This window comes from Parcubacteria group bacterium (assembly GCA_041660065.1).
Classification (GTDB): Bacteria; Patescibacteriota; Minisyncoccia; order Moranbacterales.
The window spans coordinates 1-25124 of sequence record JBAZXC010000002.1 but is presented as its reverse complement, the minus strand read 5'-3'; the positions used below and the strand labels follow the sequence as shown (position 1 = coordinate 25124).

Annotated in this window: 28 protein-coding genes and 1 tRNA gene; 21 read left to right on the top strand and 8 right to left on the bottom strand. The window is 43.2% G+C overall.

The features are described 5' to 3' along the window. Positions 1-708 precede the first annotated feature (708 nt). The 11 genes from WC819_02580 to WC819_02530 all read left to right on the top strand — a co-directional run bounded on the left by WC819_02580 (position 709) and on the right by WC819_02530 (position 9309). The gene (locus WC819_02580; protein MFA5986210.1) at positions 709-1077 is read left to right on the top strand and encodes a hypothetical protein; all 369 of its coding nucleotides are present in this window, start codon (positions 709-711) and stop codon (positions 1075-1077) included. A gap of 32 nt (positions 1078-1109) precedes the next feature. Further along, positions 1110-3101, top strand: coding sequence for a DNA topoisomerase (ATP-hydrolyzing) subunit B (gyrB, locus tag WC819_02575; protein ID MFA5986209.1), 1992 nt, complete (start codon positions 1110-1112; stop codon positions 3099-3101). Positions 3102-3116: 15 nt separating this feature from the next. Then, the gene (locus tag WC819_02570) at positions 3117-3752 is read left to right on the top strand and encodes a hypothetical protein (protein MFA5986208.1); all 636 of its coding nucleotides are present in this window, start codon (positions 3117-3119) and stop codon (positions 3750-3752) included. 76 nt (positions 3753-3828) lie between these two features. Beyond that, positions 3829-5115, top strand: a complete 1287-nt coding sequence (gene secY / locus WC819_02565; protein MFA5986207.1) for a preprotein translocase subunit SecY — start codon at positions 3829-3831, stop codon at positions 5113-5115. A 90-nt stretch (positions 5116-5205) separates the two neighbouring features. After that, on the top strand, positions 5206-5478 hold the full coding sequence (locus WC819_02560; GenBank protein ID MFA5986206.1) for an acylphosphatase: 273 nt from the start codon (positions 5206-5208) through the stop codon (positions 5476-5478). Between the two features lies 1 nt (position 5479). After that, positions 5480-6190 (top strand): 2-C-methyl-D-erythritol 4-phosphate cytidylyltransferase, encoded by a 711-nt coding sequence (ispD, locus tag WC819_02555; protein ID MFA5986205.1) that lies wholly within the window; start codon positions 5480-5482, stop codon positions 6188-6190. A 4-nt stretch (positions 6191-6194) separates the two neighbouring features. Next, on the top strand, positions 6195-6680 hold the full coding sequence (gene ispF, locus WC819_02550) for a 2-C-methyl-D-erythritol 2,4-cyclodiphosphate synthase (protein MFA5986204.1): 486 nt from the start codon (positions 6195-6197) through the stop codon (positions 6678-6680). 4 nt (positions 6681-6684) lie between these two features. Further along, on the top strand, positions 6685-7554 hold the full coding sequence (gene ispE / locus WC819_02545) for a 4-(cytidine 5'-diphospho)-2-C-methyl-D-erythritol kinase (protein ID MFA5986203.1): 870 nt from the start codon (positions 6685-6687) through the stop codon (positions 7552-7554). Positions 7555-7640: 86 nt separating this feature from the next. Beyond that, complete coding sequence (locus tag WC819_02540; protein MFA5986202.1) at positions 7641-7856, top strand: hypothetical protein; 216 nt, start codon at positions 7641-7643, stop codon at positions 7854-7856. Between the two features lie 87 nt (positions 7857-7943). Continuing rightward, entirely contained in the window at positions 7944-8531 is a 588-nt protein-coding gene (locus tag WC819_02535) for an alpha/beta hydrolase (GenBank protein MFA5986201.1), read from the top strand. Between the two features lie 100 nt (positions 8532-8631). Continuing rightward, positions 8632-9309 carry a thymidylate kinase gene (locus WC819_02530; GenBank protein MFA5986200.1) on the top strand — a complete coding sequence of 226 codons (678 nt, stop codon included), beginning with the start codon at positions 8632-8634 and terminating at the stop codon, positions 9307-9309. A gap of 62 nt (positions 9310-9371) precedes the next feature. On the opposite strand, the gene WC819_02525 is transcribed toward WC819_02530, so the two are convergent. Both WC819_02525 and WC819_02520 read right to left on the bottom strand, forming a co-directional pair. Beyond that, the gene (locus WC819_02525) at positions 9372-10817 is read right to left on the bottom strand and encodes an FAD-dependent thymidylate synthase (protein ID MFA5986199.1); all 1446 of its coding nucleotides are present in this window, start codon (positions 10815-10817) and stop codon (positions 9372-9374) included. 31 nt (positions 10818-10848) lie between these two features. Continuing rightward, positions 10849-12093: a peptidoglycan DD-metalloendopeptidase family protein gene (locus WC819_02520; protein MFA5986198.1), complete on the bottom strand. Its 1245-nt coding sequence runs from the start codon at positions 12091-12093 to the stop codon at positions 10849-10851. A 293-nt stretch (positions 12094-12386) separates the two neighbouring features. On the opposite strand from WC819_02520, the gene WC819_02515 reads away from it, so the two are divergent. The 5 genes from WC819_02515 (at position 12387) to WC819_02495 (ending at position 15374) form a co-directional block, all read left to right on the top strand. Then, positions 12387-12560: a hypothetical protein gene (locus tag WC819_02515; protein MFA5986197.1), complete on the top strand. Its 174-nt coding sequence runs from the start codon at positions 12387-12389 to the stop codon at positions 12558-12560. Between the two features lie 75 nt (positions 12561-12635). Continuing rightward, positions 12636-13436 carry a prephenate dehydratase domain-containing protein gene (locus tag WC819_02510; protein MFA5986196.1) on the top strand — a complete coding sequence of 267 codons (801 nt, stop codon included), beginning with the start codon at positions 12636-12638 and terminating at the stop codon, positions 13434-13436. Positions 13437-13449: 13 nt separating this feature from the next. Next, positions 13450-14550 carry an aminotransferase class I/II-fold pyridoxal phosphate-dependent enzyme gene (locus WC819_02505; protein ID MFA5986195.1) on the top strand — a complete coding sequence of 367 codons (1101 nt, stop codon included), beginning with the start codon at positions 13450-13452 and terminating at the stop codon, positions 14548-14550. Positions 14551-14878: 328 nt separating this feature from the next. Beyond that, complete coding sequence (locus tag WC819_02500; protein ID MFA5986194.1) at positions 14879-15262, top strand: hypothetical protein; 384 nt, start codon at positions 14879-14881, stop codon at positions 15260-15262. Next, positions 15240-15374: a hypothetical protein gene (locus WC819_02495; GenBank protein ID MFA5986193.1), complete on the top strand. Its 135-nt coding sequence runs from the start codon at positions 15240-15242 to the stop codon at positions 15372-15374. The genes WC819_02500 and WC819_02495 overlap by 23 nt, the downstream gene beginning before the upstream one ends. A 314-nt stretch (positions 15375-15688) precedes the next feature. Here WC819_02495 and WC819_02490 read toward each other — a convergent pair whose 3' ends face one another. Further along, positions 15689-16528, bottom strand: coding sequence for an aminotransferase class IV (locus tag WC819_02490; GenBank protein ID MFA5986192.1), 840 nt, complete (start codon positions 16526-16528; stop codon positions 15689-15691). Between the two features lie 213 nt (positions 16529-16741). On the opposite strand from WC819_02490, the gene WC819_02485 reads away from it, so the two are divergent. Next, positions 16742-17095 carry a hypothetical protein gene (locus WC819_02485; GenBank protein ID MFA5986191.1) on the top strand — a complete coding sequence of 118 codons (354 nt, stop codon included), beginning with the start codon at positions 16742-16744 and terminating at the stop codon, positions 17093-17095. Between the two features lie 121 nt (positions 17096-17216). Here WC819_02485 and WC819_02480 read toward each other — a convergent pair whose 3' ends face one another. The 5 genes from WC819_02480 to WC819_02460 all read right to left on the bottom strand — a co-directional run bounded on the left by WC819_02480 (position 17217) and on the right by WC819_02460 (position 20795). Further along, the gene (locus WC819_02480) at positions 17217-17480 is read right to left on the bottom strand and encodes a GIY-YIG nuclease family protein (protein ID MFA5986190.1); all 264 of its coding nucleotides are present in this window, start codon (positions 17478-17480) and stop codon (positions 17217-17219) included. A 6-nt stretch (positions 17481-17486) separates the two neighbouring features. Continuing rightward, a tRNA-Gln gene (locus WC819_02475) sits at positions 17487-17558 on the bottom strand. 182 nt (positions 17559-17740) lie between these two features. After that, positions 17741-19300, bottom strand: a complete 1560-nt coding sequence (gene dnaX, locus WC819_02470) for a DNA polymerase III subunit gamma/tau (protein MFA5986189.1) — start codon at positions 19298-19300, stop codon at positions 17741-17743. Between the two features lie 99 nt (positions 19301-19399). Next, positions 19400-20032, bottom strand: a complete 633-nt coding sequence (locus WC819_02465; GenBank protein ID MFA5986188.1) for a GtrA family protein — start codon at positions 20030-20032, stop codon at positions 19400-19402. Between the two features lie 16 nt (positions 20033-20048). Further along, positions 20049-20795: a hypothetical protein gene (locus tag WC819_02460; GenBank protein MFA5986187.1), complete on the bottom strand. Its 747-nt coding sequence runs from the start codon at positions 20793-20795 to the stop codon at positions 20049-20051. A gap of 211 nt (positions 20796-21006) precedes the next feature. On the opposite strand from WC819_02460, the gene WC819_02455 reads away from it, so the two are divergent. From WC819_02455 to WC819_02440, 4 genes are all read left to right on the top strand, one after another. Then, a complete protein-coding gene (locus tag WC819_02455; GenBank protein ID MFA5986186.1) occupies positions 21007-22209 on the top strand; it encodes a MiaB/RimO family radical SAM methylthiotransferase in 1203 nt (400 codons plus the stop codon). Between the two features lie 368 nt (positions 22210-22577). Continuing rightward, positions 22578-23117, top strand: coding sequence for an exonuclease domain-containing protein (locus WC819_02450; protein ID MFA5986185.1), 540 nt, complete (start codon positions 22578-22580; stop codon positions 23115-23117). A gap of 78 nt (positions 23118-23195) precedes the next feature. Further along, the gene (locus WC819_02445; protein ID MFA5986184.1) at positions 23196-23576 is read left to right on the top strand and encodes a desulfoferrodoxin; all 381 of its coding nucleotides are present in this window, start codon (positions 23196-23198) and stop codon (positions 23574-23576) included. A gap of 292 nt (positions 23577-23868) precedes the next feature. After that, a partial coding sequence (locus WC819_02440) for a hypothetical protein (protein MFA5986183.1) occupies positions 23869-25124 on the top strand: 1256 nt, incomplete at its 3' end.

The window sequence follows — 25124 nt, the reverse complement described above, 5'->3', positions numbered from 1 at the left end:
AGTATTGTGAAATACGTGCGGTTTTTTTGTTTTTTCAGGACTTACGCGTTTGGCACATTTCTTCGTTTGCAATCTGCGGTGCTCGACGCGGTAGCATATACTACAGCGTACTCCGCTCCTCGATTGCACTTCGAACTGTACTCAAACGCGTAAGTCCTAGTTTTTTGAGAAAAACAAAAGGTCCTCAATGCAGACATGCATATGAATCCCTAGAAAAAAGATAACGGAAAAAATACATTTTTCCCTGAAATCCAGGTGGGTTTCATGTCCCACGCACCTATTTCAAAAATAATTCTGCTGGGGCTCGGTTATTCCGACAAATAAAACAATCTTTGGCTGTATATATGAATATATTTCTCAAATAGGTGCGTGGATATTCAGCACATCATTCTGAAGACCTTTCATCTTTGTATTATCACAAAAATTCCATCTCGTCAAATATTTTTTTACATAACTGCTCAAATTTTTCAAGAGATGAAAACGCTTAGTAAACTTGTCTTTGCGAGGAGGAACGACGAAGCAATCTCAGTGTGACACATAGTATTTATCCAGATCACTTCGTCGTTCCTCCGCAAAGACGTATATTTTTCCGGATAATCGCAGAATATATGAAAAATGGGGCTTTTCCTTTTTACTTGTCAAAATGCCGATAAAACGCTATAATTGAGGAAGAAATGAAGGAAATGAAATAAGCAAAAAATACAATTTATGACACTACGTTCATATCTTTGGGGGTTGCGTATCGGAACATTGACCAGTTTTGCGGCATTGTGTGCCGTTATATTTTTTACTGACCCTGTTGATATCGGGTATATTGCATTCGTTCTCTTTTATATCACGTTTTTTCTCACAATGTCCGGTTTGAGCATTGTGATATTGACGTGGTTGTGGCACAAGATGGCGAAGGATGTGGTGACGCTTGGCGAGGTTGGTATGGCGGTGCGACAAGGATTCCTGTTGGGATTTCTGATGTCGATATTGATCGGGATGCAACAAATGCGTATTCTCCTATGGTGGGATGCATTGATCGCATTAGCGGCGATTCTTTTGATCGAATTATATTTTTTGACACGATAAACATAACGGCATAATTCTGTAATATAAATTACATGGCGGAAGTAAAGAAAGAAAGCAAGAAAGCATATAGCGCATCATCGATCCAAGTATTGGAGGGACTTGAACCGGTACGTAAAAGGCCGGGGATGTATATCGGTGGCACAGGTCTTGCCGGATTGCATCATATGATCTGGGAAGTTGTGGACAATAGCATCGATGAGGCAATGGCGGGACATGCAACGTGGTGTCGTGTGCGCATTTTGCCAAATGATATCGTTGAGGTGTCGGATAATGGTCGCGGTATTCCGGTTGACATTCATCCAAAGACCAAAAAATCAACACTGGAGACGGTACTTACCGTTTTGCATGCAGGAGGAAAGTTTGGCGGTGAGGATAGCGGTTATAAGGTGTCCGGCGGTTTGCATGGTGTGGGTGTATCGGTAGTAAACGCATTGTCCGAATGGCTTAAAGCCGAAGTAAAGAGCGATGGCAAATTGTGGGCGCAAGAATTTTCGTGTGGCAAATCGCAAGGGGATGTGAAGCCTGTGGGTAAAGTAAAGGGTGGAGAAACAGGGACAACGATCACATTTAGACCGGATCGAAAAATATTTTCTGAAACGGCATTCAGCTTTGATACGGTCGTGAAGCATTTGCGCAATCAGGCATATCTTACAAAAGGTATTCGTATCGACATTGAAGATGCGCGCGAGGTAACGGGAAAAAAAGATGCATACAAAGCCAGACGGCATAGTTTTTATTTTGACTCCGGGATCGTATCCTTCGTCAAATTCATCAATCGCAACAAGGAAGTAAAAAATGTTGTACCGGTATATATCGACAAACAACAAGATGATGTGTATGTGGAAGTGTCTTTTCAATATACGGACTCTTTTAAAGAGCGTTTACACGCTTTTGCAAATAATATCTTGAACCCGGAAGGCGGAACGCATGTTGCGGGTTTTCGTGCCGCATTGACACGATGCGTCAACGCCTATGCACGGACAAGCGGTCTCTTGAAAGAAAAAGATAAAAATCTCGCCGCGGAGGATATGCAAGAAGGTCTCACCTGTGTGATCAGTGTAAAATTATCCAACCCGCAATTTGAGGGTCAGACAAAGGAAAAACTGGGCAATCCGGAAGTAAAGGGCATCGTGCAGAGTGTGGTGACGGAAGAATTGACAGAATATTTCGAAAAAAATCCCAAAGATGCACGTGCGATCATCGATAAATGCCTCCTCACTGCACGTGCGCGCAATGCGGCGCGTGCGGCCAAGGACGCTGTTTTGCGTAAGGGCGCATTGGAGGGCATGACATTGCCGGGTAAATTGGCGGATTGTACCAGTCGACGCGCAGAGGATTCGGAATTGTATATTGTAGAGGGAGATTCTGCCGGTGGTAGTGCAAAACAAGGGCGTGATCGTATGTTTCAGGCAATTTTGCCACTACGCGGGAAATTGGTAAATGTAGAAAAAACCAGCCTTGATAAGATCGTGAAATCAGATACGCTCAAGCCGATCATCATTGCGTTGGGTGCGGGGATCGGTGATACGGTTGATGCCAACAAATTGCGGTATCACAAGATCATCATCATGGCAGATGCTGACGTGGATGGCTCGCACATTCGCACGCTTCTTTTGACATTTTTTTACCGTTATTTTGAGGAATTGGTGCGACGCGGTTTTATCTATATCGCGCAACCGCCGTTATACCAAATAAAGAAGGGTAAGAGTGTGCATTATGTGTATACGGATGAACAGAAGGAAGCTCTTCTCAAAAAACTCGGCGTCAGTGAAATTGAAGAAAAAGATGAGGATCAAAAAACAGCCAGTGTGGCAATTCAGCGCTATAAGGGTTTGGGCGAGATGAATCCGGAACAACTATGGGACACAACAATGAATCCGGCAAATCGTAAAATGATGCAAGTGACAATTGAAGATGCAGAGGCAGCTGATCACATCTTTGATCTTCTCATGGGAAGCGATGTAGCACCGCGAAAGAAATTTATCCAAACATATGCAAAAACTGTTCAAAATCTTGACGTTTAAAAATTAAAAAACATTATGTCGCAAAACACACCAGCAAGCGATGCCACGGAAAATAACAAAGAACATCGTGAAGAAGACTTTGATGCATATTACAAGAAGATCGTATCAATGCAAGACCATTTGGAGCGCATACAGATTGTGGCGCAAAAACTGGAGGCAAAGTATGCAGATTATGAAGAAACAAAGGATTTTGTTCATTTTTTGTGTGTGACGGAAGAAGTTTTTGCACATGCGGAAAAAGAAAAGTGGAGTGTGGAAAAAACAGAGGAAGAAATGATCAAAAGCGAGATCTATCTTTTGTCGAAGATGTCCGGTGTGGGAGAAGAAGTCTTTCAGGCGATCTATAGTGAGTTCACGCAAGTTAGTCAGGATGTGGAAAAAATTCAAGATATTGCAAAAAAACTATTGGAGAGATATCCGAGCGAAGAATCACCAGATCGAGAATGTCGAGAATTTATCGTATATGTGCGAGACGCACTCCTTGTTTTTGCGCACACATTACATGGCGAAAAGGCGTTTGATGAGATCACAGAAGCAAAGACACAGATCATTCGCTTGCGCATGGAATCAATGGCTGCAGACAATAAACCGCCACTCAATATTTTACAAGGAATTTACAAAGAATTTTTGGAGGAAGTCCATCAGGCATAGAAGGGGTGTTATCTTGTGAAAATAGTAGCAGTAGTGTATATTTGTTCTAGTGATTTATTTGTTAAAAAGTGGTGTTATGCTGGGAAAATTCAAAAATATCTTTGCAGTGAAGGAATTGCGAAATAAAGTTTTGTTTATTTTATTCGTTTTGGTAACTTTTCGGTTTGCGGCAAACATTCCGTTACCCGGGGTAAATGCTAAACATTTGCAGGAATTATTCGCGTCTAACAGTGGTCAGTTATTGGGGATGTTCAATATGTTTTCCGGCGGAGGATTATCCAACATCTCGATCGTTTTGTTGGGTGTCGGACCATATATTACTTCATCGATCATCATGCAACTTCTTACGATGATTGTGCCACGACTGGAACAATTGTATAAAGAAGAGGGTGACGCCGGAAGACAAAAATTCAATATGATCTCACGTGTGCTTACAGTGCCATTGGCTATTGTGCAGACAACTGCTATGATCACGGTTCTCAAATCACAGCAAGTCATTGATGTGACGTCGGCAATTCAATATGGGTCGATCATTATCACAGCGGTTACGGGTACGATCTTTTTGATGTGGCTGGGAGAATTGATCACAGAAAAAGGTTTGGGTAATGGTGTGTCCATCATGATCTTTGCCGGTATTGTGGCGAGTTTGCCATCGACATTCATGCAATTCAAAGAAGTAGCGTTCAATCAAACGCAGATCTTTACCTATGTGATGTTTCTCGTGATCGTTATTGTAACGATTCTGGGGGTTGTTTTTGTAACTGAGGGGAAGCGCATTATCCCGATTTCTTATGCACGGCGCATGCGTGGCGGGCAACAATACGGCGGGGCGCGGACGCATCTCCCACTGCGTATCAATCAGGCCGGTGTGATCCCGATCATTTTTGCTGTTTCTCTCGTATTGTTTCCACGGATGATCGGACAGATCTTGATGCAGATGCAAGGTCATGAGACGATTGCACATATCGGATCGGTGATGACGAATATTTTTGCAAATCAATGGGTGTATGGGATCGTATATTTTTCTCTCGTTGTGATGTTCACATATTTCTATACGGCAGTGGTTTTTGATCCACAAAAAATTGCGGAAAATCTCCAACGACAAGGCGGTTATGTGGAAGGAATGCGTCCAGGAAGAGAAACAGCCGAGTACCTGGGCAAGGTAGTAAATCGTATTACGTTGCCGGGGTCGCTTTTCTTGGGTAGCATTGCCATATTGCCGATCGTTGTGCAGGCATTTCTTCCGGCGTCGCAAATGATCTCTGTGGGGGGTACAAGTTTGCTTATTGTTGTATCGGTGGTGATCGAGATGGTCAAACAGATCGATGCGCAATTGGTGATGCGGGATTATGAGAGTATCTAATGTCGGCAACTGTTTAGCATATCAATTTTTCAGCCACCTTATAAGGTGGCTTTGTGTTTATCGTGGTATTTTAGTAGTATGGAAGTGTGTATGAAAAAGTATTTGCGTGTCACAATAGAAGGAAAGGTGCATGGCGTGTTTTTTCGTCAGCAAACAAAAAAACATGCAATAGAAAACAATATCACGGGTTATGTGCAAAATTGTCAAGATGGAACGGTTTTGATCGAATGTGTAGGAGAAGAAGAGAATATGCGAGCATTCCTTCGGTTTTGCCACAAGGGATCTCCGGCGGCACATGTCACTAATGTATCTATTGAAGAAAGTGATCAAAAGAACGATTTTATGACGTTTAATATCTATTGATATGAATATTGCAATTGTGCTTTCATCAGGATTTGGTACGCGCATGAAAGCAAAGAAAAACAAGACGCTTCTGTCCATCGGACGAAAGCCGATCATTGTGCATACTATTGGTTGTTTTGAGGAAAGCGCAGTGATCGATGAGATCATTCTCGTGGTGCGCGAAGAAGAAAAACCCGTCTTTGAAAAAATTATTACAAAATACGGGCTAAAAAAAGTTTCTGCATTGGTTTCTGGTGGAAAGGAAAGACAACACTCCGCATATCATGCGGTACAACACCTTGCGAACAAACAAAAGAATGCGGAAGATATGATCGTATTTCACAATGGCGCAAATCCTTTTGTCACGGAGGAGGAAATCACATCGGTCATCATAGCGGCGCAAAAGCATGGGGCGGCGGCCGTGGCGCATCCGACAAAAGATACGATCAAAGAAGTCGGTAGGGACGGTCGCGTTGTCAAAACTTTGGATCGCTCTGTCCTGTGGAATATGCAGACGCCACAGGCATTGCGATTTGGTCTGGCGCAGAAAGCGTTTCACAAGGCGCATGAAGATCAGCATCTCGGGACGGATGATGTGTCACTTGCGGAATACATTGGACATCCCGTGGCGATCGTTACAGCATCAGAAAACAACTTTAAAATTACGACACCGCGTGATCTGTTAATGGCAAAACTGATCATGCAGGAGAAAAATAATTCATTAAGATCATAAATTTATGTTTCGCATAGGTTTTGGACAAGATGCCCATCCATTTACGGATAATGTGACAAAAAATCTTGTGTTGGGGGGTATTGTTATTGAGGATCATTGGGGGTTTGAAGGAAATTCTGACGGGGATGTGGTATTGCATGCGCTCTGTGATGCGATCGAGCAATCAGTTGGCAATGATTCTTTTGCACGTTATGCTGATGTTATGTGCAAGGAAAATGGCATTACGGACAGTGTAAAATATGTGGAAGTGGCACTGCAACACCTCAGAGAGGCCGGGTACACGCTCAATAATGTCGGCGTGAGTATTGAATGCAAAACACCAAAGATCATGCCATATGTCGATCGTATAAAAGATCGCATTGCGGAGATCCTTGGCGTAGAGAAATCGCTTATCGGGATCAATGCAATGTCCGGGGATTGTTTATCTGATGTTGCACGTGGCGACGGTGTGCGCGCGCATGTTGTGGTGAGTATTATTCGTAAAGATTGATCGTATGAAAACATATCACTATCAGTCGCACGCAAAGGTCAATCTCACTTTGGAGATCATAGAAAAATTACCAAATGGCTATCATAAATTGCGAACGGTGATGATGCAGTTGCCACATCTATTTGATGATGTCGATGTTGTTTTTTTGGATGATCGTGATGATATTGTCATCAGATGCAATGATTCTGCCGTGCCGACGGATGAAAAAAATATTTGCCACAAAGTAGCAAAAAAATATTTTGACCGGACGAAAAAACATGTTGGTATGAATATTGTGTTGAATAAACGCATCCCCGCGGCGGCGGGTATGGGCGGAGGAAGCTCCAATGGTGCGTACGTCCTCCTCGCGCTCAATGACTATTTTGACAAAGTATTATCGCAAGAAGAATTGATCGATGTGGCGGCGTCAGTCGGGAAGGATATCCCATTTTTCTTTGTGGGGAGCGGTTGCGCACTTATTAAGGGCATGGGAGAGATCATCGCAGAAGAGCTTGTGCCACCACACGAATATTTTCTTGTGGTCAATCCACAGATCGCAGTATCAACACCATGGGCATTTTGCGAACTGGCAAAACATCTCTGGTTTATGGCAGATCCGGAGCGTAGAGATCGGTCGAGGGAAATGGCACACGTGATCCGGTCCGGCGAGAATATCGCATCGCATCTTTATAATGATTTCGAGATTGCTGTTTTTGCCACGCATCCGGTGATCGCTGAAGTCAAGCAAACACTCATTGCATATGGGGCAACGGGTGCACTCATGAGCGGTTCCGGTTCAACGGTTTTCGGTATTTTTGAGACAGAAACAGAATTACATCGTGCAAAAGAAAAAATACAAAAACACTACCCGCAATTTTTTGTTGCAGAGGGTTAAAATATGTCAGCTTGCTATAATGGGGCGGGTGTGGTAGTTTTTTGTAGAAGTGTTCTTTCCCTTTTTTTATTGCCAAGGAGGTATATATGAGCTTTGGAAATCCTGCAGATGCAGCGTTGAATGACTTGTTCGATCCTAAAAAAGCACATCTCTTTTATAAGGATCCGCAGGCACATCTTGCCGAAGTGGTCGGCATATATGAACGGTGTGCGACGTGCAAGTATTGTGGCAAAAAAGAATTGCGCGTAATTTCTTGGGAGGAAAAAAAATCTGTTTGCAAAAGTTGCAAAAAGGAGCAATGACAATCATTTGCTTGCAAGATCATTAGGTCATTTATAACGTTTTTATTATAAATGGCCTTTTATTTTAATATTGTGTATCATAGATGTATGAAAAAGAAAAAACAAATTATTGTGATTCATGGTGGTGATGCGTGGAATACGTATGAGGAGTATATTACACGGCTTAAGGAGTGGACGTATGATCCTTATGAGATGCGCAATGATGGATGGAAAAAAATGCTTGCGGAAAAACTCGGGGAAGAATATGAGGTTTTTTTGCCACAGATGCCATCAAAATACAATGCGAAATACACAGAATGGTGTATATGGATGGAAAAGGTGTTGCCGTATATTCACAATGAAATGGTCATTGTCGGGCACTCGCTTGGTGCAAATTTTGTGGCGAAATATTTGGCGGAAAACACGGTGAAATGCAATATAGCGCAAGTGCATCTGGTGGCAGGCTGTTATGGCATTGGTGGTGGTTTTGATCTGCCGAACTCATTGGAAAATATTCAAAAGCAGTGTGATCAGATCTTTATTTATCATTCCACAGATGATCCGGTTGTGCCATATGCAGATGCTTTGCAATATCAGAAATCGCTCCCGCAGGCGAAGCTCATTACATTTTCAGATCGTGGACACTTCTTGGGTGATGGGTTTCCGGAAATTGTGGAAAATGTGAAAAAAATTTAAAAAACCCTCCTTTTGCTACTTATGGATGTATGTTACAATAGCGCGGAGGGGGACGGCATGACAGGCCGTCTTTAATTGTGATGTGATGACATATTCATTTATGGAAAAGAAAGGGCGATTGATCGTGATCGATGGGTCGGATGGATCGGGGAAAGCAACACAGGCAAAAATGCTTGTACAAAGACTGAAAAAGGATGGCGTGCCTGTGCGCACGATGGATTTTCCGCAGTATGAAAAGAATTTTTTTGGTGCGTTCATCGGCAAGTGCATCACGGGGGATCATGGAGACTTTTTGACGCTTGATCCGCGGATCACATCGGTGTTATATGCCGCAGACCGTTTTGAATCATCGGCAAAGATCACGCAGTGGCTCGCAGACGGTTGTACGGTGATCATGGACCGTTATGTGAGTGCCAATCAGATCCATCAAGGTGGGAAGATCTTTGATCCGCGTAAGCGTAGGGAGTTTCTCGTGTGGCTTGATGCGATGGAATATGGCGTATTTCACCTTCCGCGGCCGGACATGGTAATTTATTTGGATGTGCCGATTACGACATCCGTCGGCCTCTTGCGTCGCGCACAGCAAAAAAAGCAATATCTCAAAGAGGGAAAAAATGATCTGGTGGAGCAAAGCATGGATTATCTGCACAATGCAAGGAAAAGTGCTCTATGGCTTGCGCGGACACAAAAAGGATGGCACCGTGTCCAATGTATCAAAGAGGATCAACTGCGCACAGTAGAAGATATTCACGAGGAAGTTTTGGCGCTTATTTCTTAGTAACCGTCTAATATCTCATGTCGAGTTGAAATGCCATTTTTTGGCGTTGAGATGTTAGACAGTTACTTAAGTTCAATATCGTGTGCGCCACGTTGTACATCAAATTCGTGCGGCTCTGTATCCAAGTGGAGGATAAGGCCGCACTTTTTATATGTTTTCAAAAGATAGTGTGCCATTTGAATCGCACGCTTGCGCAGTGTCGGATGGACAAATCGCGTAGAGCGAAGTTCTATGAGGTATATGAGTCCGCCCAGATCACCGACAATGCGGTTGGCCGTTTTGTATCCCATGGCGATATAATATTGGCGTGTTTCCGGTGATGTTGAGAGTGATGTGATCGCTTTTTCTTGTTGTGCGAGAAGTACTCGTGCTTTTTTTGCGATGTGCACGGGGAGTTCATTGAGATACCATTGTTCAAATCCGATCTCAGTCGTGAGAAGTGGCATGCGCTGTGTGATGGCACGGTGTCTTTGAATATCGCGAAAAGAACCAAAGTCGAGTGTAAAATCAAACATAATGTCGCCATATTCACGACAGTAGCGGGGAAGTTCCGTCTTCATGGGGCGATCATGCAAGATATCATAAGGAAGGGATTTTTTGTCGATGCGATCTTTTGTGACGGAAAAATCCGGGTGTTGCGCATTGTGAAAATAGTAGGATCGTTGCATGATTTGCTCATTGTATTTTTCTGTGTGATCGAAACGTTCGTGATCAAATGAATTGGGGTATTGTTTGCGTAGTGCGCGGTCAATTGCATCGGCGATCTCTCGCACTTCCGTAAGCGGATGATGGCGAAGCATCATGAGTTTGTCCGCCGCTTGTCGGAGATTGGTATGCCATGCGAGATTGGTTGTTGCGCCTGCAGGGAGAAATCCGCGCAAAATATCAAATGCGCGCGCATTGATCGCTTTGGTGTAGAGTTGGGTTTTCTTTGGGTCGGTGCATGGGAATTGCTCTGTGAGATGCGCGCGTACGTCTGCCATTGAAGCAATGTAAAACGTGCGCCATTTCTCCAGAATGTCAGAGCCTTTTTTCGTCTCCAGTGGATTCAAGAATGGCTGATATTGAAAATCAACATAGCGCGTGGATGATTCTTGTCCGGAGTATAATGGCCAATCTTGGATCGCTTTTGCCGCGAGCATAGAGACGCCTTCGATGAAGATCGTTGTTGTGCCACAGTCGCCGATCGATTTGTGTCCATAACCGACATAAAAACTTTTGATAAAATCTCCCGCGCCTTTTTCGGCGAGGATCTTTAAATGATTTTTGATGCCACCCGTGGAGCGAGAATGAAGTGCTTGAAGCATCGCAGATGCTTCGGCATTGATCACTGCGCCAGTATCTAGCACGCATACGGTTGCACGGGATGGTGTTTTGGTTGTAGTGTGTTCAAGCCAGTCGGTTTTGTGGAGTGCTTCTATGATGGACTCGGATTTTTGTACGTGGGTCGTATCTTTTTTTGTGAGAATTTGTGTGATCTTCTGATGCAGTTTTTTCCGTTTTTTCATAGAAGTGTGAAATTTATATGGTTAAAATTTTTTAAAGATACATATTTGGATTGACTGTTGCGCCACTGGGAATATAGACACCATTTACTTTGGAAGATTCTACAACACCAAATGTACTTTCTACAAAAACACTAAAGTGGAGATGCGTACCGGTAGAAAATCCTGTGCTACCCATAACTCCGATTTTATCGCCCTTGTCGATCTTGTCACCACGGGATACTTTGACAGAACTCATGTGCCCATAGAGTGTCACGAGTCCATTGCCATGATCAACAGCGGCCCATCGACCATATCCGTATTGTCCCATATTGCCGGTTGCTTTGACTTTGCCATCTGCGGCGGCGATGATACTCCTGTCACCTTGGGCGACAAAATCGATGCCGTTGTGGACGCCTGTGGAATAGTTATGTGAAAATGTTGTCTTGCCATAGCCTTGGGTGATGACAAATGGTTTTTTTACGGGATTACCGAAATCAGCATCATCTTTGTCCGGGAGGTCTGCGAGGGAAAAAGTACCCACTTGACCGGTGGAGAGATTACTGATCTCTTGCTGGATCGCCAATTGTTCCTGGAGAAGCTTCGATAGCTTTTCTTGGTATTTACCTTCTTCTACAGAAGCGGCGGCGGCAAGAACTTGTTTGTAATTCTTTGAATCTTCCAGGCTGTTACTGCGCTGTTCTAGTTCATATCTAGCATCTTGGATGCGCTGGGATTTCTTTTCAAATTTCTCCTGGTCTTTTTTTAACTCTTCTTGCTCCGTATGAATTCTCTCCACAAAATCACCGACGCCATTGGTCACGAATGAGAGGTTTTCTTTGTGTTGTGATTGATTGGATTCGCCAATGCTGAGTGCGGTGAAATATTTTGTTTTTTCAGAGTAATTCTGGTATTTTTCACGGAGGAATTTTTCCAAGATCTTTTTTTGTAAAATGATGTGTTGTTCTTTTTGTGCAATCTCAGTTTTTATGCGATCGATCTCGCTTGCAAGATCCTCAATTTCTTTTTTGTTTTCTTCAATCGTTTTTTCGATCTTTGTGCTTTCGCTTTCGAGTTTTGTGATTTGGGCGTTGATGATCGCTTGCTCTTTTTGTTTAAGTGAGATGATGTCTTGAGTTTTTTCGATCTTTTTTGTGACTTCTTCCAGATCATCAAGTGCATCTCCCGCGTCGTCTTCTGCATGTATGGGAGATATATTGAGTTGCATGCACAAAACTATCAAAAAGGCATAGCCAAATCGTCGCAGAAGCAAAAAATTGTGTATCTTTCTATTTTTCATAGCGTGTCTATTGTACCAAAATATCGCATAAACATCCAGGATTTGACAAATATGCCCAACGATGTAAAATGAGCAGTGTTATCAACTAATGTACGATTTGTGCATATAAACGGAGCAAAATTTTGGTATTACTTTGCTTTCTACTTTACAAGTAGAGACCGTTTTGTTTTTGCGCAAAGTACTTGATCGATCAGAAAAAGAGTTTGCAGTAGAAATAGGCCGGTCTCACGTGAGACGGGTTTTTTGTTCGGTTGGGATCTCCAGCCAAAAAGACCAATTATGAGGAGTACGCAATGAAAGACAAGGAGAAAAAAGTGGCAGATGGAAGAAATGGTGATCATGAAGAACAAGGTATCATTGTGAGCATAGAGAGTCAGACGAATCAGGGACTCATGCACAATGAATGCGAACAAGTCGGTGGTCAGAACCAGATCAAAAAAGTTGATCCGGGATCTGCAGATCTGTAGCAGTTGGTAACATGGCAGGATAAGATACACAATGATGTATCTTATCCTGCCAAACTAAATCATTAAAATATCATAATGCACAAAGTTTATACACTTGGACCGCAATTCAGTTATTCATATAATCTCGCCGCACGTGTTTTTGATCCACAAAACATCGTGTGCGTGCACAATATTAGTGATGTTTTTGATCAGGTAATGGCGCAGGACAGTGCGCGTGGTATCGTGCCGATCGAAAATATGTTGACGGGTTCTGTGCGCGAAAGCCTCCTCTCTCTCAAAAAATATAATATTTGTATCGAGCGATCATTTGATCTGCGCATTGAGCATGTTTTGGCATCGCAAACTGATACATATACCAAAATCGCTTCTTATACGCAGCCGTTGGCACAGTGCAGTGCGTTCGTACGATCCAAAAAATGTGCCGTTGTGGAAGCATCATCTACGTCGGCGGCAATGCAAATTGCGGCAGAGGATCCATCGGTTGCGGCAATCGGCAATGAAGAGGCTGCGCACCATTATGGCGTACCTGTCGTGGAGAGACAGATCAGTGATCGGATGCGTAACATCACGCGCTTTATCGAAATTCGCAATAACAAAAAAACCTGCACGATTACCGGGTCCAAGACGTCGATGATCATCACGCCGACGGAAGATCGTGCGGGACTGCTGTTTGAGATCCTGTCGGTATTTGAGATCAAAGGGATCAATCTGACGAAGATCGAATCCATGCCGACGGGAAACAAAATGAATGATTATATCTTTTATATCGAAATTGATGGTGCGCTGGAAGAAAGACGCATCCAAGATGCGCTTGCATTTTTACGTACATTTGTGACAGTGGATGTGTTCGGGAGTTATAATATAGAAGAAGTATAAATTTTTTTTGATCATGAAAACATCACAACGCATACAACAGATGGATACAAGCGGGATCAGAAAGGTTTTTGCATTGGCAAAAGATCTCAAAGATCCGATCGATCTCAGTATCGGTCAGCCGGATTTTCTTGTACCGCAAAATATCAAGGATGCAGCGTGCCACGCGATCCAGCAAGATAATAATCGTTATGCGCTTACGCAGGGCATTGATGTATTGCGTGAGGCAGTTGTTCTGAAGTTGAAAAATAAAAACCATATCAGTGTACAAAAAGAGAATATCCTGATCACATCCGCAGTATCCGGCGGGCTCAGCATCGCATTACCGTGCATCATCGATCACGGTGATGAAGTGATCATTTTTGATCCATATTTTGTCGGGTACAAACAGCTCATCTTGCTTTACGGCGGTGTGCCTGTGTGTGTAAAAAAGAATGATGATTTTTCTCTCAATTTCGAGACACTGGAACAAGCTGTAACAGATAAAACGCGAGCGATCATTTTTAATACACCGGAAAATCCGACAGGGCATGTGAGTAGTCGTGCGGAAGTTGAGGCGTTGGTGGATTTTGCGCGTAGGCATGATCTCACGGTGATCGCGGATGAGATCTATGAGGATTTTGTCTATGATGGAGAGCATATTTCTATCGGTTCTTTGTACGATAAGACGGTGACATTGGGGGGATTTTCCAAATCGCATGCGATAACGGGATGGCGCATCGGGTATCTCTGCGCGCCGGATGCATTCATTCAAGAAATGATCAAAGTGCAACAATACACTTTTGTCTGTGCGCCGACACCGTTGCAATACGCGGCATTGGAAGCGTTGCAGACGGATATGTCGCACTATGTCACGCAATACAAAAAGAAGCGTGACATGGTCTATGATGGACTAAAGGATCATTATACAATGGTGCGATCAGACGGGGCGTTTTACTTTTTTGTCGCATATCCTTATGACGCGGAAACATTTATCGCGCGGTGTATGGCGCACGATCTCTTGGTGATCCCGGGAAATGTTTTTAGTGTACATAACACGCATTTCCGCATCTCTTTTGCCACAAGCGATGAAAAATTACGCAAGGCAATCACGATCTTGAAAAAAATTGCACGATAATTTTTTACAATAAATAGAGTCATATTACTTTTTCTGTCACTACGAAGAGTGGAACGAGGCGGAAAGGTGTTGGAGAGTTTTGACAAAAAATAGTGAGGATGTATAATTGCGGTATGAAATATGATCTCATGCAAAAATTGAATTCCGTGGTGGTGGTATCCATTATTAAGCTGACAACGAGAAGTCGGTTGGTTTTTGCGGGTAGAGAATGAGAAATTTACATGCCAATAAAAACGAGCCGATTTCACACGAAGTCGGCTTTTTTCGTCTTTCGTTCTTTTTCAAAAAAATACACATTATTTTTTACATCAAAAAATAAGGAGGTGATATGAGTGAGGGCAAGCATTTACATGAGCTTGCAGGGAAACTTCGTCCCGGCAAGGCTGTGGTCGTGCGGAAGAAAAGGAGTGGGCGATGGATCATGCATGGCGAATCGATCGATGTCGATACGCGTGTAAGTGGCGGCATGCTTATCGATACACGCTTTACCGGTGCATGCAATTTGAGTGAGGATGTGATGGTGTTTTATCGCACGCAGGATTGTCGCATTGTTGTCTTGCGTGTTGCAAAAAGTAAAAAACGTTCTATTTTTGATCGGTTGACACAGTTTTCTTATTTCTTGGGAGGGTTATGGTATGGCAGGAGCAGGCAAAGCTGGAGAAAGTGGGGTGTTGCGGGCATTTCGAGAAATGAACGAAAAAGAACCATTTGAACCACCTGTGGATCCCCCGATGTTTCGGGATAATCCGTATGTCACGTGGGAAAAGGAGCTCTCGGAATTGTCGACAGGGGACAATGATGTAAAAAATACACCGCAGAACTAATGCGGTGACAAGATCGACAAAGAGGTGTACGAAATCGTACACCTCTTTATGCTAAGGTATTTTTATCCGTCGGGCGCTGTCACATGTCACATTGAATCCTGCCTACCGGCAGGCAGGTTGTTTCAGCATCTGGATTCCGGATCAAGTCCGGAATGACAATATTATCAGTTCGCGAATAGAAAAACACAAAAAATCTCTTTTCTAGGTATATGTTAATAACACCCTCTCTCTGGGAGAGCCTGCCTGTCCGGTAGGCAGGGGTTGGGGTGAGGGTTTTATAGTTTAATTGATCTGACAGTGTTTTGTGAGGATTTTTAATAGCGAGATAAATAGTCAAAATATTTCTGAGAAAGTCTCTGTGTAATGGTCCCGGGCTTGCCGGTGCCGATCTTTTTTGTATCGATCTTAACGATCGGGAGGATGTGTTTAGCGCTTCCGGTCAAGAATACTTCATCGGCATCATAAAGTTCATCCAGAGTGATGTCTTTTTCTTTGGTTGCGATCTTTTCTTTTTGTGCGATTGTGAGAATGATCTTGCGCGTGATGCCGAGTAAGATGTCTTTTTTTGGCGTGTACAAGATGTCATTTTTCACCATGAAGATATTGCTCGTGGAACATTCCGAAACATTGCCATTGATAGCGTAGAGAATTTCCACAGCATCCTTCTTTACACGTTTTTCTTGATGGATGATCGCTTCGATATAATTGGTCGTTTTGCTCTGTGCGTGCGCGCGGATAAAATTGTGCGTGATGATTTTGGCACCACTGTCATACAGTTTTTGGTCGGGGATAAACTGATCCATGTCATGGAGAAGGATGTAAAATGTCGGCGTGTCGTGAAGCGTCATGCCGTTTGCACTGATGCCACCGGTAAGCACGGTGCGGATACTGGTGTTAGTGTAGGGAGTTCTTGCGAGAAGTTTTGTGATGATGTTTGCATATTCAGTCTCGGAAATAGGTACGGTGAGGCGGAGTCGGGCTGCGCTCTTGAGGAGGCGGTTCCAATGATCCGAGAGATGGAATGGTTTGCCATTTGTCGTGCACATGACATCAAATACACCATATCCACGCAATATCCCCAGATCAAACGGGCTGATGTGTGCGTTTTTTTCTTCCACGATCTTCCCGTTGAAATAACAATATTTCTTTTTCATAAAAGTATATATTACGATTTAGAATTCATGGAAACTTCATTATAGCACGGTTTTTGTGGTGTGGAAAGATGACGAAAGAGTTACAAGATAGTTTGTGAGTCGGTTTTTGAAGTTTTTTCATTGACAACATACATTACGTAGTCTACAATTTTATCGATGCAAAGATCATTGTAAAATGAGTCATTTATTCAAATTAATTGGAAGGAGTAGCGCATGGAATCAACTGATGAGAGAAATCTAGTCGAACAAGAGAAAGTAGCGGTTGACGGTGATGGATGCACGATATTTGGGGGTTTTGTTACACAAATTGTGCTAAAGAATGGGAAATACATGTATACGGGAGTTGGTTCAATTAATGAGAATACGGCGAGGGCTGCGGGATTTGATTGTAAGATTGTAGAATTTTCAGGGCACTGCCATGGTCGTCATATCAACGAACAAGCGCATCAAGGGTGTATGATTTGCATTGAGGGTGTGAGTGTGGCGGAATTTATCGATAAAATTGCCACGGTACAAGAATGCATCGGTGCGTTTCCTTGGAAGATAATCAGCGATGAAGATCTATGATTATCAATCAATGTTTTTCTATTTTTATCAATTGTAAAAAGCCTCATAATGTGAGGCTTTTTTTATTTGTTGGGCCGGCAGGATTCGAACCTGCGCATGTCCCGATCACAATCGGGATGCCTTACCGACTATCGAGGATAATGTTTTTGATATAGGTGTGACTCTTTAAATCCTTAAGATATTTTTCTCTTTTTAGAGCCTCTGATCGACTAGCATAGGTCTCCTGATAAACCAATTTTAATGGTCGTCTATGAGTAGTTGCTTTTACATGACCGGCATTGTGTCGTTTGAGCCTATTTTGAAGATTGTTGGTTTGACCGATATAAAATTTTGAGTCTTTCAAACTCTCTAAAATATAGACAAAATATTTTATAGGTGTTTCCATACAAAGTTGGGCCGGCAGGATTCGAACCTGCGCATGACGGGACCAAAACCCGGTGCCTTACCGCTTGGCTACGGCCCAACTCTACATGGAAATTTTTAAATGTGTTTAGATTCGAACCTGCGCATGTCCCGATCACAATCGGGATGCCTTACCGCTTGGCTACGGCCCAATGTGTTAATTGCACGTATTTCTTACAGTATACTATTCTGAGTTTTTTTTCAAGTGGGGTGATGATAATGCATTGAAAAATTTGAAATTGATCATCCTGTGATCGCGCCACCCATGAGTTGCTTGGCATAGGCGAGGATCTCGGAGGATGATTGGTCTGCTTTTTTCTCCACTGTGACAGTGATGCGCATGGGTTTTTTGAAATAATCGCAGGCGGCGGATTCAATGATCGTGCGATGATTGTTTTGCATGATGCGCTCTTGATAGAATGCGCGGTCCGTAGTGATCGTGATCGATGTGTCTGTAATCGCACAGAGCGTGCAGTCTGCGAGAATTTGTGCGATTGGACGGTGGATCTCTTCGATCAATGCAATGTATGCGCGCCATTGGTCGGACATTTCTGTGGACAGGGCAATGGGTGTTTCTGTAGAGACCTCTGTAGAAGCTTCTGTGGATTGTTTTGCTATGGTCGGAGAGTGTTTTTCCGGAGCGGATGTCTCCGGTATTTGTTCTTGTTTTTGTGTTGCTACCGGGGTAGTGGGTGTCTTTGGAGCATTTTTGTCAAACAAGCAAATATTCACTGCCGCAATCTCGAGCGGGAGCTGTGGGATGGTGGTGTTTTTGGTTTTTTGAAGTGCGGTGGTGCATTCTTCGATGATCATGATAATTGACCGTGCATGAGTTTTGCTCGCGATCTCTGCGAGCGTGGTAATATCTGTTTTTGGCAGGGCGACGAGTTGCTGAATGTCGGTTCCCATGTCAGTGTGCAAGGAGAGAAATAATGTGACGCGTAATTTTTCGATGAGTGAGCGGATGAATGTTTCGAGATTGTAGCCGTTCTTTTGGGTGTTGTCGATGATCGTGAGTGCTTGTTCTGTGTCGTGCAGTACTAGTGCGCGGATCATATCAATGACATCTTGCGATGTTGTGGTGCCGAGGATCGTAGCGACTTCTGCGGCAGTGACGTTTTTGTCCTCGAGTGCAAAGACTTGCGCGAGAAGACTTTCTGCATCGCGCATACCACCATTAGCTGTAATGGCGATCATTTCCAGTGCATCATCATCGATCTTTACTTTTTCGGCCTTGGCAATCGTGCGGAGCTTGGTCATGATGTCACTGATACTGAATCGTGCGAAGTCAAATCGCTGACAGCGAGAGAGGATCGTTTCCGGGACTTTGTGAATTTCTGTTGTGGCGAGGATGAATATCACATGTGCCGGCGGTTCTTCCAGTGTTTTGAGGAGAGCGTTGAATGCACTTGTGGAAAGCATGTGCACTTCATCGATGATATAGACTTTGTATCTGGCCTCAGTGGGCGTTACGCCAATTGTTTCTTTGAGCGCGCGGATGCCTTCCACACTTGTGCTGGATGCAGCATCAATCTCGATGATATCAAGTGATGTGCCGTCCTGCAGCCGCTGGGCGACATCTTTGTCCACGGGTGTAAAGTTCTTTCGTGGTGTGACGTTGACTGCGGTGGCAAAAAGACGCGCAATGGTGGTTTTGCCCGTGCCGCGTGGTCCAGTAAAAAGATAGGCGTGACTGACTCGACCGGATGTGAGAGCGTTTTGTAGTGTATGGACGATGTGGTCTTGACCCAAGACATCGGAAAAATTCTTTGGGCGATATGTGCGATACAGTGTTTTTGACATAGTGCAATATTTACATGAGGAAATTACAACAACCCTGACATGGATATTATATCACAGATCAATGAAAAGAAAGGCCGAAGAGATTAATCGGGTTTTAGACTATTTTTTGAACACAAAAAGCTTGTATCCGAAGAAGTTCCATACAAGTGATGCAAGTGTTGCGGTCGCGGCACCGATATTTGCAATTTGTTTTGCTTTTTCGATGTCTGTTGTGTGCATCATAAAGACGATGAGTGATGCAAGTCCGACATTGATGAGAAAACCACTTACGCTTACGGCGATGAATTTAAACACTTCCTGCGATGTGGCTTTTTCTGTTGCATTGAATGTCCAATATTTATTCCAAAAGTAGGCACCGATCGCCGCCATGACAAAAGAAATACTTTTAAACAGGGAAAACCCGATGCCACCGGCAATGCCTGTAATAATGATAAGGAGGTTGAGTACGCCCCAGTCAAAAAAGGTATTGAATGCGCCCACTGCGCCAAATTTGGCAAATTGAAAAACGACTGGGATCTTTTTGCCAATGAACCATGCGCACGCCAGTGCAATATTGGCAAAGATCGTAAAAAATATCACAAGCGCAACTGCAAACGGAACAGAAATTGCGATAAAAGGTAGACCAAGGTTTGTCATGATCGGCAAAGAAAAAAGCGCAAAACACACGCCGATCAAAGAAACCAAATAAAAATCTCTGCGCGTAATTTGTGGCGCCCCTGTGACATTTTCCATAATATTGTTTTTAAATTTATTGTGACTGATTCATTTCTGCACGGATTTCTTTCTCGATCTCGTCGATATCCGGCGCCCATTCGTCAACGATATCACTGCCGGAATCGAGAGTTGATTCTGTGCTACCGGTAAGGATCTCCGTTGCAGTCTTTTGTTTCGTATCAGCGGGTTGTGTGAATTGTTGTGGTAATGTGTTGATTGCTGGTGCAGCACCGGAATTTCCTGTGTGCTGTAATACGGCTTCGATCGATGCCCATTGTGCAGTAGGTTCCTGTGACGTGACAATTGCCACCTCATCACCCGGTTCCGCATTGAAATAGGTGATCGATGCGAGGAGAATCTTATATGGTCTGCCGTCAGCGGCAACAAAATAGTTTCCGCTTGAATCCTGCCCGACAACGCCGATCTTGTTTTGACGGGGGACGGGGCCAATTTGTTTGTAGATGAATGTGCCGTCAGGGACAATGGTCAACTTCAAAAAGTCACCTTCCACAAGCTTGGACTTGGAGGCGTAGTTTGCCGGTACGGGGTATTGTTTGCCGTTGGTGCCGATCATGATCTGTCCGTCAAATGTGCCCTGGATGATATTGCTGTCGGACTCTTCTACTTTCTTATGGCGACCAACTTTCTTTTTGCCTTCAATCTGAAGAAGCATGGCTTTGGCGCCCTGGATTGTTTGTTCTGCGGCAGTGATCATTTCGCGCAGAGATTGGATTTTTTGTGCTTTTTCCTCTTCGGAAATAGCGTTGGTATTGTCAGTCATAGTTTTATTTTCATTTGTTTTTATTTTACATTGCAATTATACAGTATATTGTGCAATGTGGCAAATGATTCTATAAGCTAATACGCTCTTTTATGATAAATTATTTCAAGTGTCTTTCCTTTCTAGCGCAATTCGTGTATAGTGTCAAGAGTTCTAGACTGGTAGATTAGTAGATTTGTAGACAGGTAGACTTTTATAGAAATCATTATTTATGAAAAAGTTTTATATCAAAACATTTGGATGTCAACAAAATGTCGCAGATTCCGAGCGGATCAGGCGGTACTATGAGGCGCGCGGATATGTGTATGCGGTGCAGGAGCAAGATGCAGATATTGTCGTGATCAATACGTGTATGATCCGCAATATGGCGGAGGAAAAGGTTTATGGGTATATTCGTAATTTGCGCAAAGAGGATGAGAGGAACAGTAGAAAACGTCAGATCATCCTCACGGGGTGCATCGTGGGCGCAGTGGCACGTGAGCCAAGCGGTGTGATGAAGAAAAAAATTGCCAAGAGGATCCCCGACGTAGAGCTCATGCCGATCGAGGAAGTCGGATTTGAAGTCGAGCCGCATCGCAGTGATACGAAACATGCATGGGTGACGATTTCCAATGGGTGCAATAATTATTGCGCATTTTGTATCGTGCCGTTTGCTCGCGGTAAAGAAGTGTCACGATCGTTTGCTGATATCGTCGCAGAAGTGGAAAATTTGGCACATGATGGATATACGTCGATCACGCTTTTGGGGCAAAATGTGAATTCTTATGGCGCAGATATCATTCTCAGCAAAAAAGAAACGGAGCGGGGAGAATATATTTTACCGAACGGGCAAGCCGTGCAACCGGTCATGGTCAATCATTTGGGACGCACGCGCATTCCGACGCTGTTCCCATATCTCCTTGAGGCTGTGGCACAAACAGCAGGAATCGATACGGTGACATTTACAAGCTCTAATCCGTGGGATTTCTCGGAGGAGTTGATCGATGTAATTGCGCGAAACAAAAATATTGATCGCTTATTGCATCTTCCTGTGCAGGCGGGCAGTGACAGTGTCATCAAAAAAATGAATCGTTGGTATACTGCGGACGATTTTATCGCGCTCACGGATCGAATCAAAGAACGCGTGTCTGACGTGACATTTGCTACGGATATTATCGTGGGATTTCCCGGAGAAACAGAAGAGGATTTTCAAAAGACAATTGCACTTGCGGAACGTGTCGGATTTGTCAAAGCGTTTATCGGATGTTATTCGGAGCGACCCGGCACAGTGGCATCGCGCGAGATGCCGGACGAAATCTCATGGGAAGAGAAAAAAAGACGCTGGCACATTATCAATACACTCATCAACAAAAAAAATATGGGTGTGACGTATGATAAGGATTGGGTACGGTCTAAAATAAAAAATAAAAAATAAAAAATCAAAGAGTCTATTTAATATTTGCGTCATGCTGAACCCGGCTCTTGATAGTCACTTGAGGATTTAGATGTTTAATACAAAACACTTATCAATTGTCATTCCCGTGAAAACGGGAATCTAGTGGAATAGATTTAATTTTATAAACTGGATTTCCATTTTCACGGAAATGACAGTAAACGCGTATGTTTTAATATAAAAGAAAATAAGGATATTTGTATTAAATCAATTAAGCAGTAATTTGCACATTACACATAAAATTTACATAACGCATGAATTTATCAAAAGTCTTTTTTGTAGGTGCACGGTGTGGGCATGATCTGATAAATGGGATATACTGGATGTATAAATATTGATAGGGTAGCTTTATGGATCAGCCAATCTTTCAGCCGTTTTCTCGTGATGTTGTGTTTTTTGATGCGGAATTTACCGGGCACGATATTTTGCGTGATCAGCTCATGTCTGTCGGGATGATCTCACTCGATGGACAGAGGGAGATGTATTTTGAGTTGGTATATGATCCGACACATGTGAGCGATTGGGTGCGAGAGAATGTGGAGCCACATCTGAATGAATCAAAAATTTCTGATGGGGAAGCGCGTGAAAGAATTCGACATTTTTGTGGCAGTCATGAGCCGCATCTCGTGGCAACGGTCAATCATTATGATATGGCATTTTGGCATAAACTTTTTGGTAATGAAAAAGAACCGATTCATCATATTCCAATTGATTTTGCTTCCATGCTTTTTGCGGTGGGTCTGACGCCGGCGCGTGAAATTGACGGAGAAAAGAAAACATTCTATGCGCAGTTTGGGATCGATCTCGATCAGTATCAGATGCATAGCGCTTTGGATGATGCACGTCTGATGCGGGAGTTGTATGTGCGGTTGTCCGGCTATAAGAATTGATGTATCATTAAAGACATCCTTAACTTTATAAACTTTGAATTTTATAACTTTTTAACTTCATTAAACTAAATTAATTATATGACAGAACGAAATCAGGTATATCGATGTGCCATTTGTGGCAATATCGTGGAAGTAAAGCATGCCGGTGCAGGTGAATTGGTGTGTTGTGGGCAGCCGATGAAACTTTTATCCGCAAATGTCGAAGACGCGGCAACAGAAAAACATGTGCCTGTAATTGAACGCACGGATGAGGGCATCGTGGTAAATATTGGCGCAGTAGATCATCCGATGGATTCCGATCATTATATCGAATGGATTGAGATCGTGATAGAAAATAAAACATATACCGTATATCTCGCGCCTGGTGACGCACCGCGTGCGATCTTTGATTCTACAGCAGAATCTGTGACGGCGTATGCATATTGCAATTTGCACGGACTGTGGAAATCGGAGGCGTAATATTCATATTTTTGAAAAAGCTACTCACTCGTGATTAGTTTTTGTCATTGTGGATAAGTCTGTCATGTAAGAAAAAAACTTGTATGATATACTGTAAGCAATAATAAAAAACAAAGATTCTCGTTTAGTATAAATGACCGGTTGCTTTTTTGAAATGTGGGAAGTTGAATGGCAAAACCTCTCTCAGGATTTAACGATACTTCTGGCTCGTGTTGATCTGTAAAATAAAAATTAATCCCGATCAAATAGTTGCAACATTCAATTTGTTAATGGGATGAAAAATAAAATGTCTATGAAAATTGCAAAATATATACAAAGTGTCGTATGGATTTTCATCACCTTTTTTCTTTTTGGCATGAGTCATGGGGCATATGCAGCAAGTTTGGCAAATGGCACTGTAAATGCAACAGTGATCCAGCCAGATGGAAAAATTCTTATTGGTGGAAATTTCACTACATACAATGATACGGCTAGAGCTCGTATTGCCCGCATTAACACAGATGGCACACTTGATACAAGTTTTGATTCGGGCGTGGGGGCAGACAGCGTCATTCATGCCATTGCTCTTCAATCGGATGGAAAAATTATTGTTGGAGGTGAGTTCACTTCATATAGCGGTACGGTGGCAAACTGTGTTGTCCGTCTCAATAGCGATGGCACACTTGATACGAGCTTTGATTCTGGCACAGAGCACGGGCCCGTTTATTCTGTAGCTATCCAGTCTGACGGGAAGATTGTTGTTGGAGAACAATATTATATTGAGCGTCTCAATTCTGACGGATCTCATGACTTTACTCGTATTGCAGATTATGGCTCTACATATGCCATTGCCATTCAAAATGATGGAAAAATTATCATTGGCGGAAGCTACTCCACATATAATTATGAGGGACCGGGAGGTATTACGCGTATTAACACTGATGGTTCTTATGATTCGAGCTTTAGCCCAAGTGGGTATCCTTACCCCGTTTATTCCATAGTCATTCAGTCTGATGGGAAAATTATCATTGCAGGAGCTGGTCAATCTGAATTTTACGGGATAACACGCGTCAACTCTGATGGCTCATCTGATCCCACATTCAACGCTGTCTCAAATGGAGCTGGCCAGGAAAATGTCATTAGATCCATGGCCATACAGCCCGACGGTAAGATAGTGATAGGTGGAGAATTTGATACGTACAACGAATCAACTGGCGATGTAACAGGACATTATATTGCGCGTCTCAACTCTGATGGGTCAATTGACACGGGGTTTAATTTTAGTATCAATACGGCATATGGTATACAAGCAGGCATCAAAACTATTGCTATTCGGTCCAATGGGGAAATTATTGTAGGTGGGGAATTTGATTCATATTATGATGCAATAGCAGATGCAATAGTAGTTGGAAAATTTCTTGCTCTACTTAGTTCTGATGGAACTTTTGATATGACATTTGGTGAAGCTCCTTTAATTACTCCTCCCACCCTCCCCACCCAAACCCCATCCCCCACCTCCATCACAGACACCACAGCTACAGGAAACGGCACAATCACAGAAACAGGAGG

What these genes read in the sequence shown, in the direction of transcription:
- WC819_02480 (MFA5986190.1), bottom strand. Translation starts at nt 17,480, where the DNA reads ATGGAAACACCTATAAAATATTTTGTCTATATTTTAGAGAGTTTGAAA.
- WC819_02510 (MFA5986196.1), top strand. Translation starts at nt 12,636, where the DNA reads ATGCACAAAGTTTATACACTTGGACCGCAATTCAGTTATTCATATAAT.
- WC819_02535 (MFA5986201.1), top strand. Translation starts at nt 7,944, where the DNA reads ATGAAAAAGAAAAAACAAATTATTGTGATTCATGGTGGTGATGCGTGG.
- WC819_02520 (MFA5986198.1), bottom strand. Translation starts at nt 12,093, where the DNA reads ATGAAAAATAGAAAGATACACAATTTTTTGCTTCTGCGACGATTTGGC.
- WC819_02495 (MFA5986193.1), top strand. Translation starts at nt 15,240, where the DNA reads ATGAACGAAAAAGAACCATTTGAACCACCTGTGGATCCCCCGATGTTT.
- WC819_02560 (MFA5986206.1), top strand. Translation starts at nt 5,206, where the DNA reads ATGAAAAAGTATTTGCGTGTCACAATAGAAGGAAAGGTGCATGGCGTG.
- gyrB (MFA5986209.1), top strand. Translation starts at nt 1,110, where the DNA reads ATGGCGGAAGTAAAGAAAGAAAGCAAGAAAGCATATAGCGCATCATCG.
- WC819_02505 (MFA5986195.1), top strand. Translation starts at nt 13,450, where the DNA reads ATGAAAACATCACAACGCATACAACAGATGGATACAAGCGGGATCAGA.
- WC819_02445 (MFA5986184.1), top strand. Translation starts at nt 23,196, where the DNA reads ATGACAGAACGAAATCAGGTATATCGATGTGCCATTTGTGGCAATATC.
- WC819_02490 (MFA5986192.1), bottom strand. Translation starts at nt 16,528, where the DNA reads ATGAAAAAGAAATATTGTTATTTCAACGGGAAGATCGTGGAAGAAAAA.
- WC819_02450 (MFA5986185.1), top strand. Translation starts at nt 22,578, where the DNA reads ATGGATCAGCCAATCTTTCAGCCGTTTTCTCGTGATGTTGTGTTTTTT.
- WC819_02460 (MFA5986187.1), bottom strand. Translation starts at nt 20,795, where the DNA reads ATGACTGACAATACCAACGCTATTTCCGAAGAGGAAAAAGCACAAAAA.
- WC819_02530 (MFA5986200.1), top strand. Translation starts at nt 8,632, where the DNA reads ATGGAAAAGAAAGGGCGATTGATCGTGATCGATGGGTCGGATGGATCG.
- WC819_02540 (MFA5986202.1), top strand. Translation starts at nt 7,641, where the DNA reads ATGAGCTTTGGAAATCCTGCAGATGCAGCGTTGAATGACTTGTTCGAT.
- ispF (MFA5986204.1), top strand. Translation starts at nt 6,195, where the DNA reads ATGTTTCGCATAGGTTTTGGACAAGATGCCCATCCATTTACGGATAAT.
- WC819_02515 (MFA5986197.1), top strand. Translation starts at nt 12,387, where the DNA reads ATGAAAGACAAGGAGAAAAAAGTGGCAGATGGAAGAAATGGTGATCAT.
- WC819_02455 (MFA5986186.1), top strand. Translation starts at nt 21,007, where the DNA reads ATGAAAAAGTTTTATATCAAAACATTTGGATGTCAACAAAATGTCGCA.
- WC819_02500 (MFA5986194.1), top strand. Translation starts at nt 14,879, where the DNA reads ATGAGTGAGGGCAAGCATTTACATGAGCTTGCAGGGAAACTTCGTCCC.
- WC819_02485 (MFA5986191.1), top strand. Translation starts at nt 16,742, where the DNA reads ATGGAATCAACTGATGAGAGAAATCTAGTCGAACAAGAGAAAGTAGCG.
- ispD (MFA5986205.1), top strand. Translation starts at nt 5,480, where the DNA reads ATGAATATTGCAATTGTGCTTTCATCAGGATTTGGTACGCGCATGAAA.
- WC819_02525 (MFA5986199.1), bottom strand. Translation starts at nt 10,817, where the DNA reads ATGAAAAAACGGAAAAAACTGCATCAGAAGATCACACAAATTCTCACA.
- secY (MFA5986207.1), top strand. Translation starts at nt 3,829, where the DNA reads ATGCTGGGAAAATTCAAAAATATCTTTGCAGTGAAGGAATTGCGAAAT.
- WC819_02465 (MFA5986188.1), bottom strand. Translation starts at nt 20,032, where the DNA reads ATGGAAAATGTCACAGGGGCGCCACAAATTACGCGCAGAGATTTTTAT.
- WC819_02570 (MFA5986208.1), top strand. Translation starts at nt 3,117, where the DNA reads ATGTCGCAAAACACACCAGCAAGCGATGCCACGGAAAATAACAAAGAA.
- ispE (MFA5986203.1), top strand. Translation starts at nt 6,685, where the DNA reads ATGAAAACATATCACTATCAGTCGCACGCAAAGGTCAATCTCACTTTG.
- WC819_02580 (MFA5986210.1), top strand. Translation starts at nt 709, where the DNA reads ATGACACTACGTTCATATCTTTGGGGGTTGCGTATCGGAACATTGACC.
- dnaX (MFA5986189.1), bottom strand. Translation starts at nt 19,300, where the DNA reads ATGTCAAAAACACTGTATCGCACATATCGCCCAAAGAATTTTTCCGAT.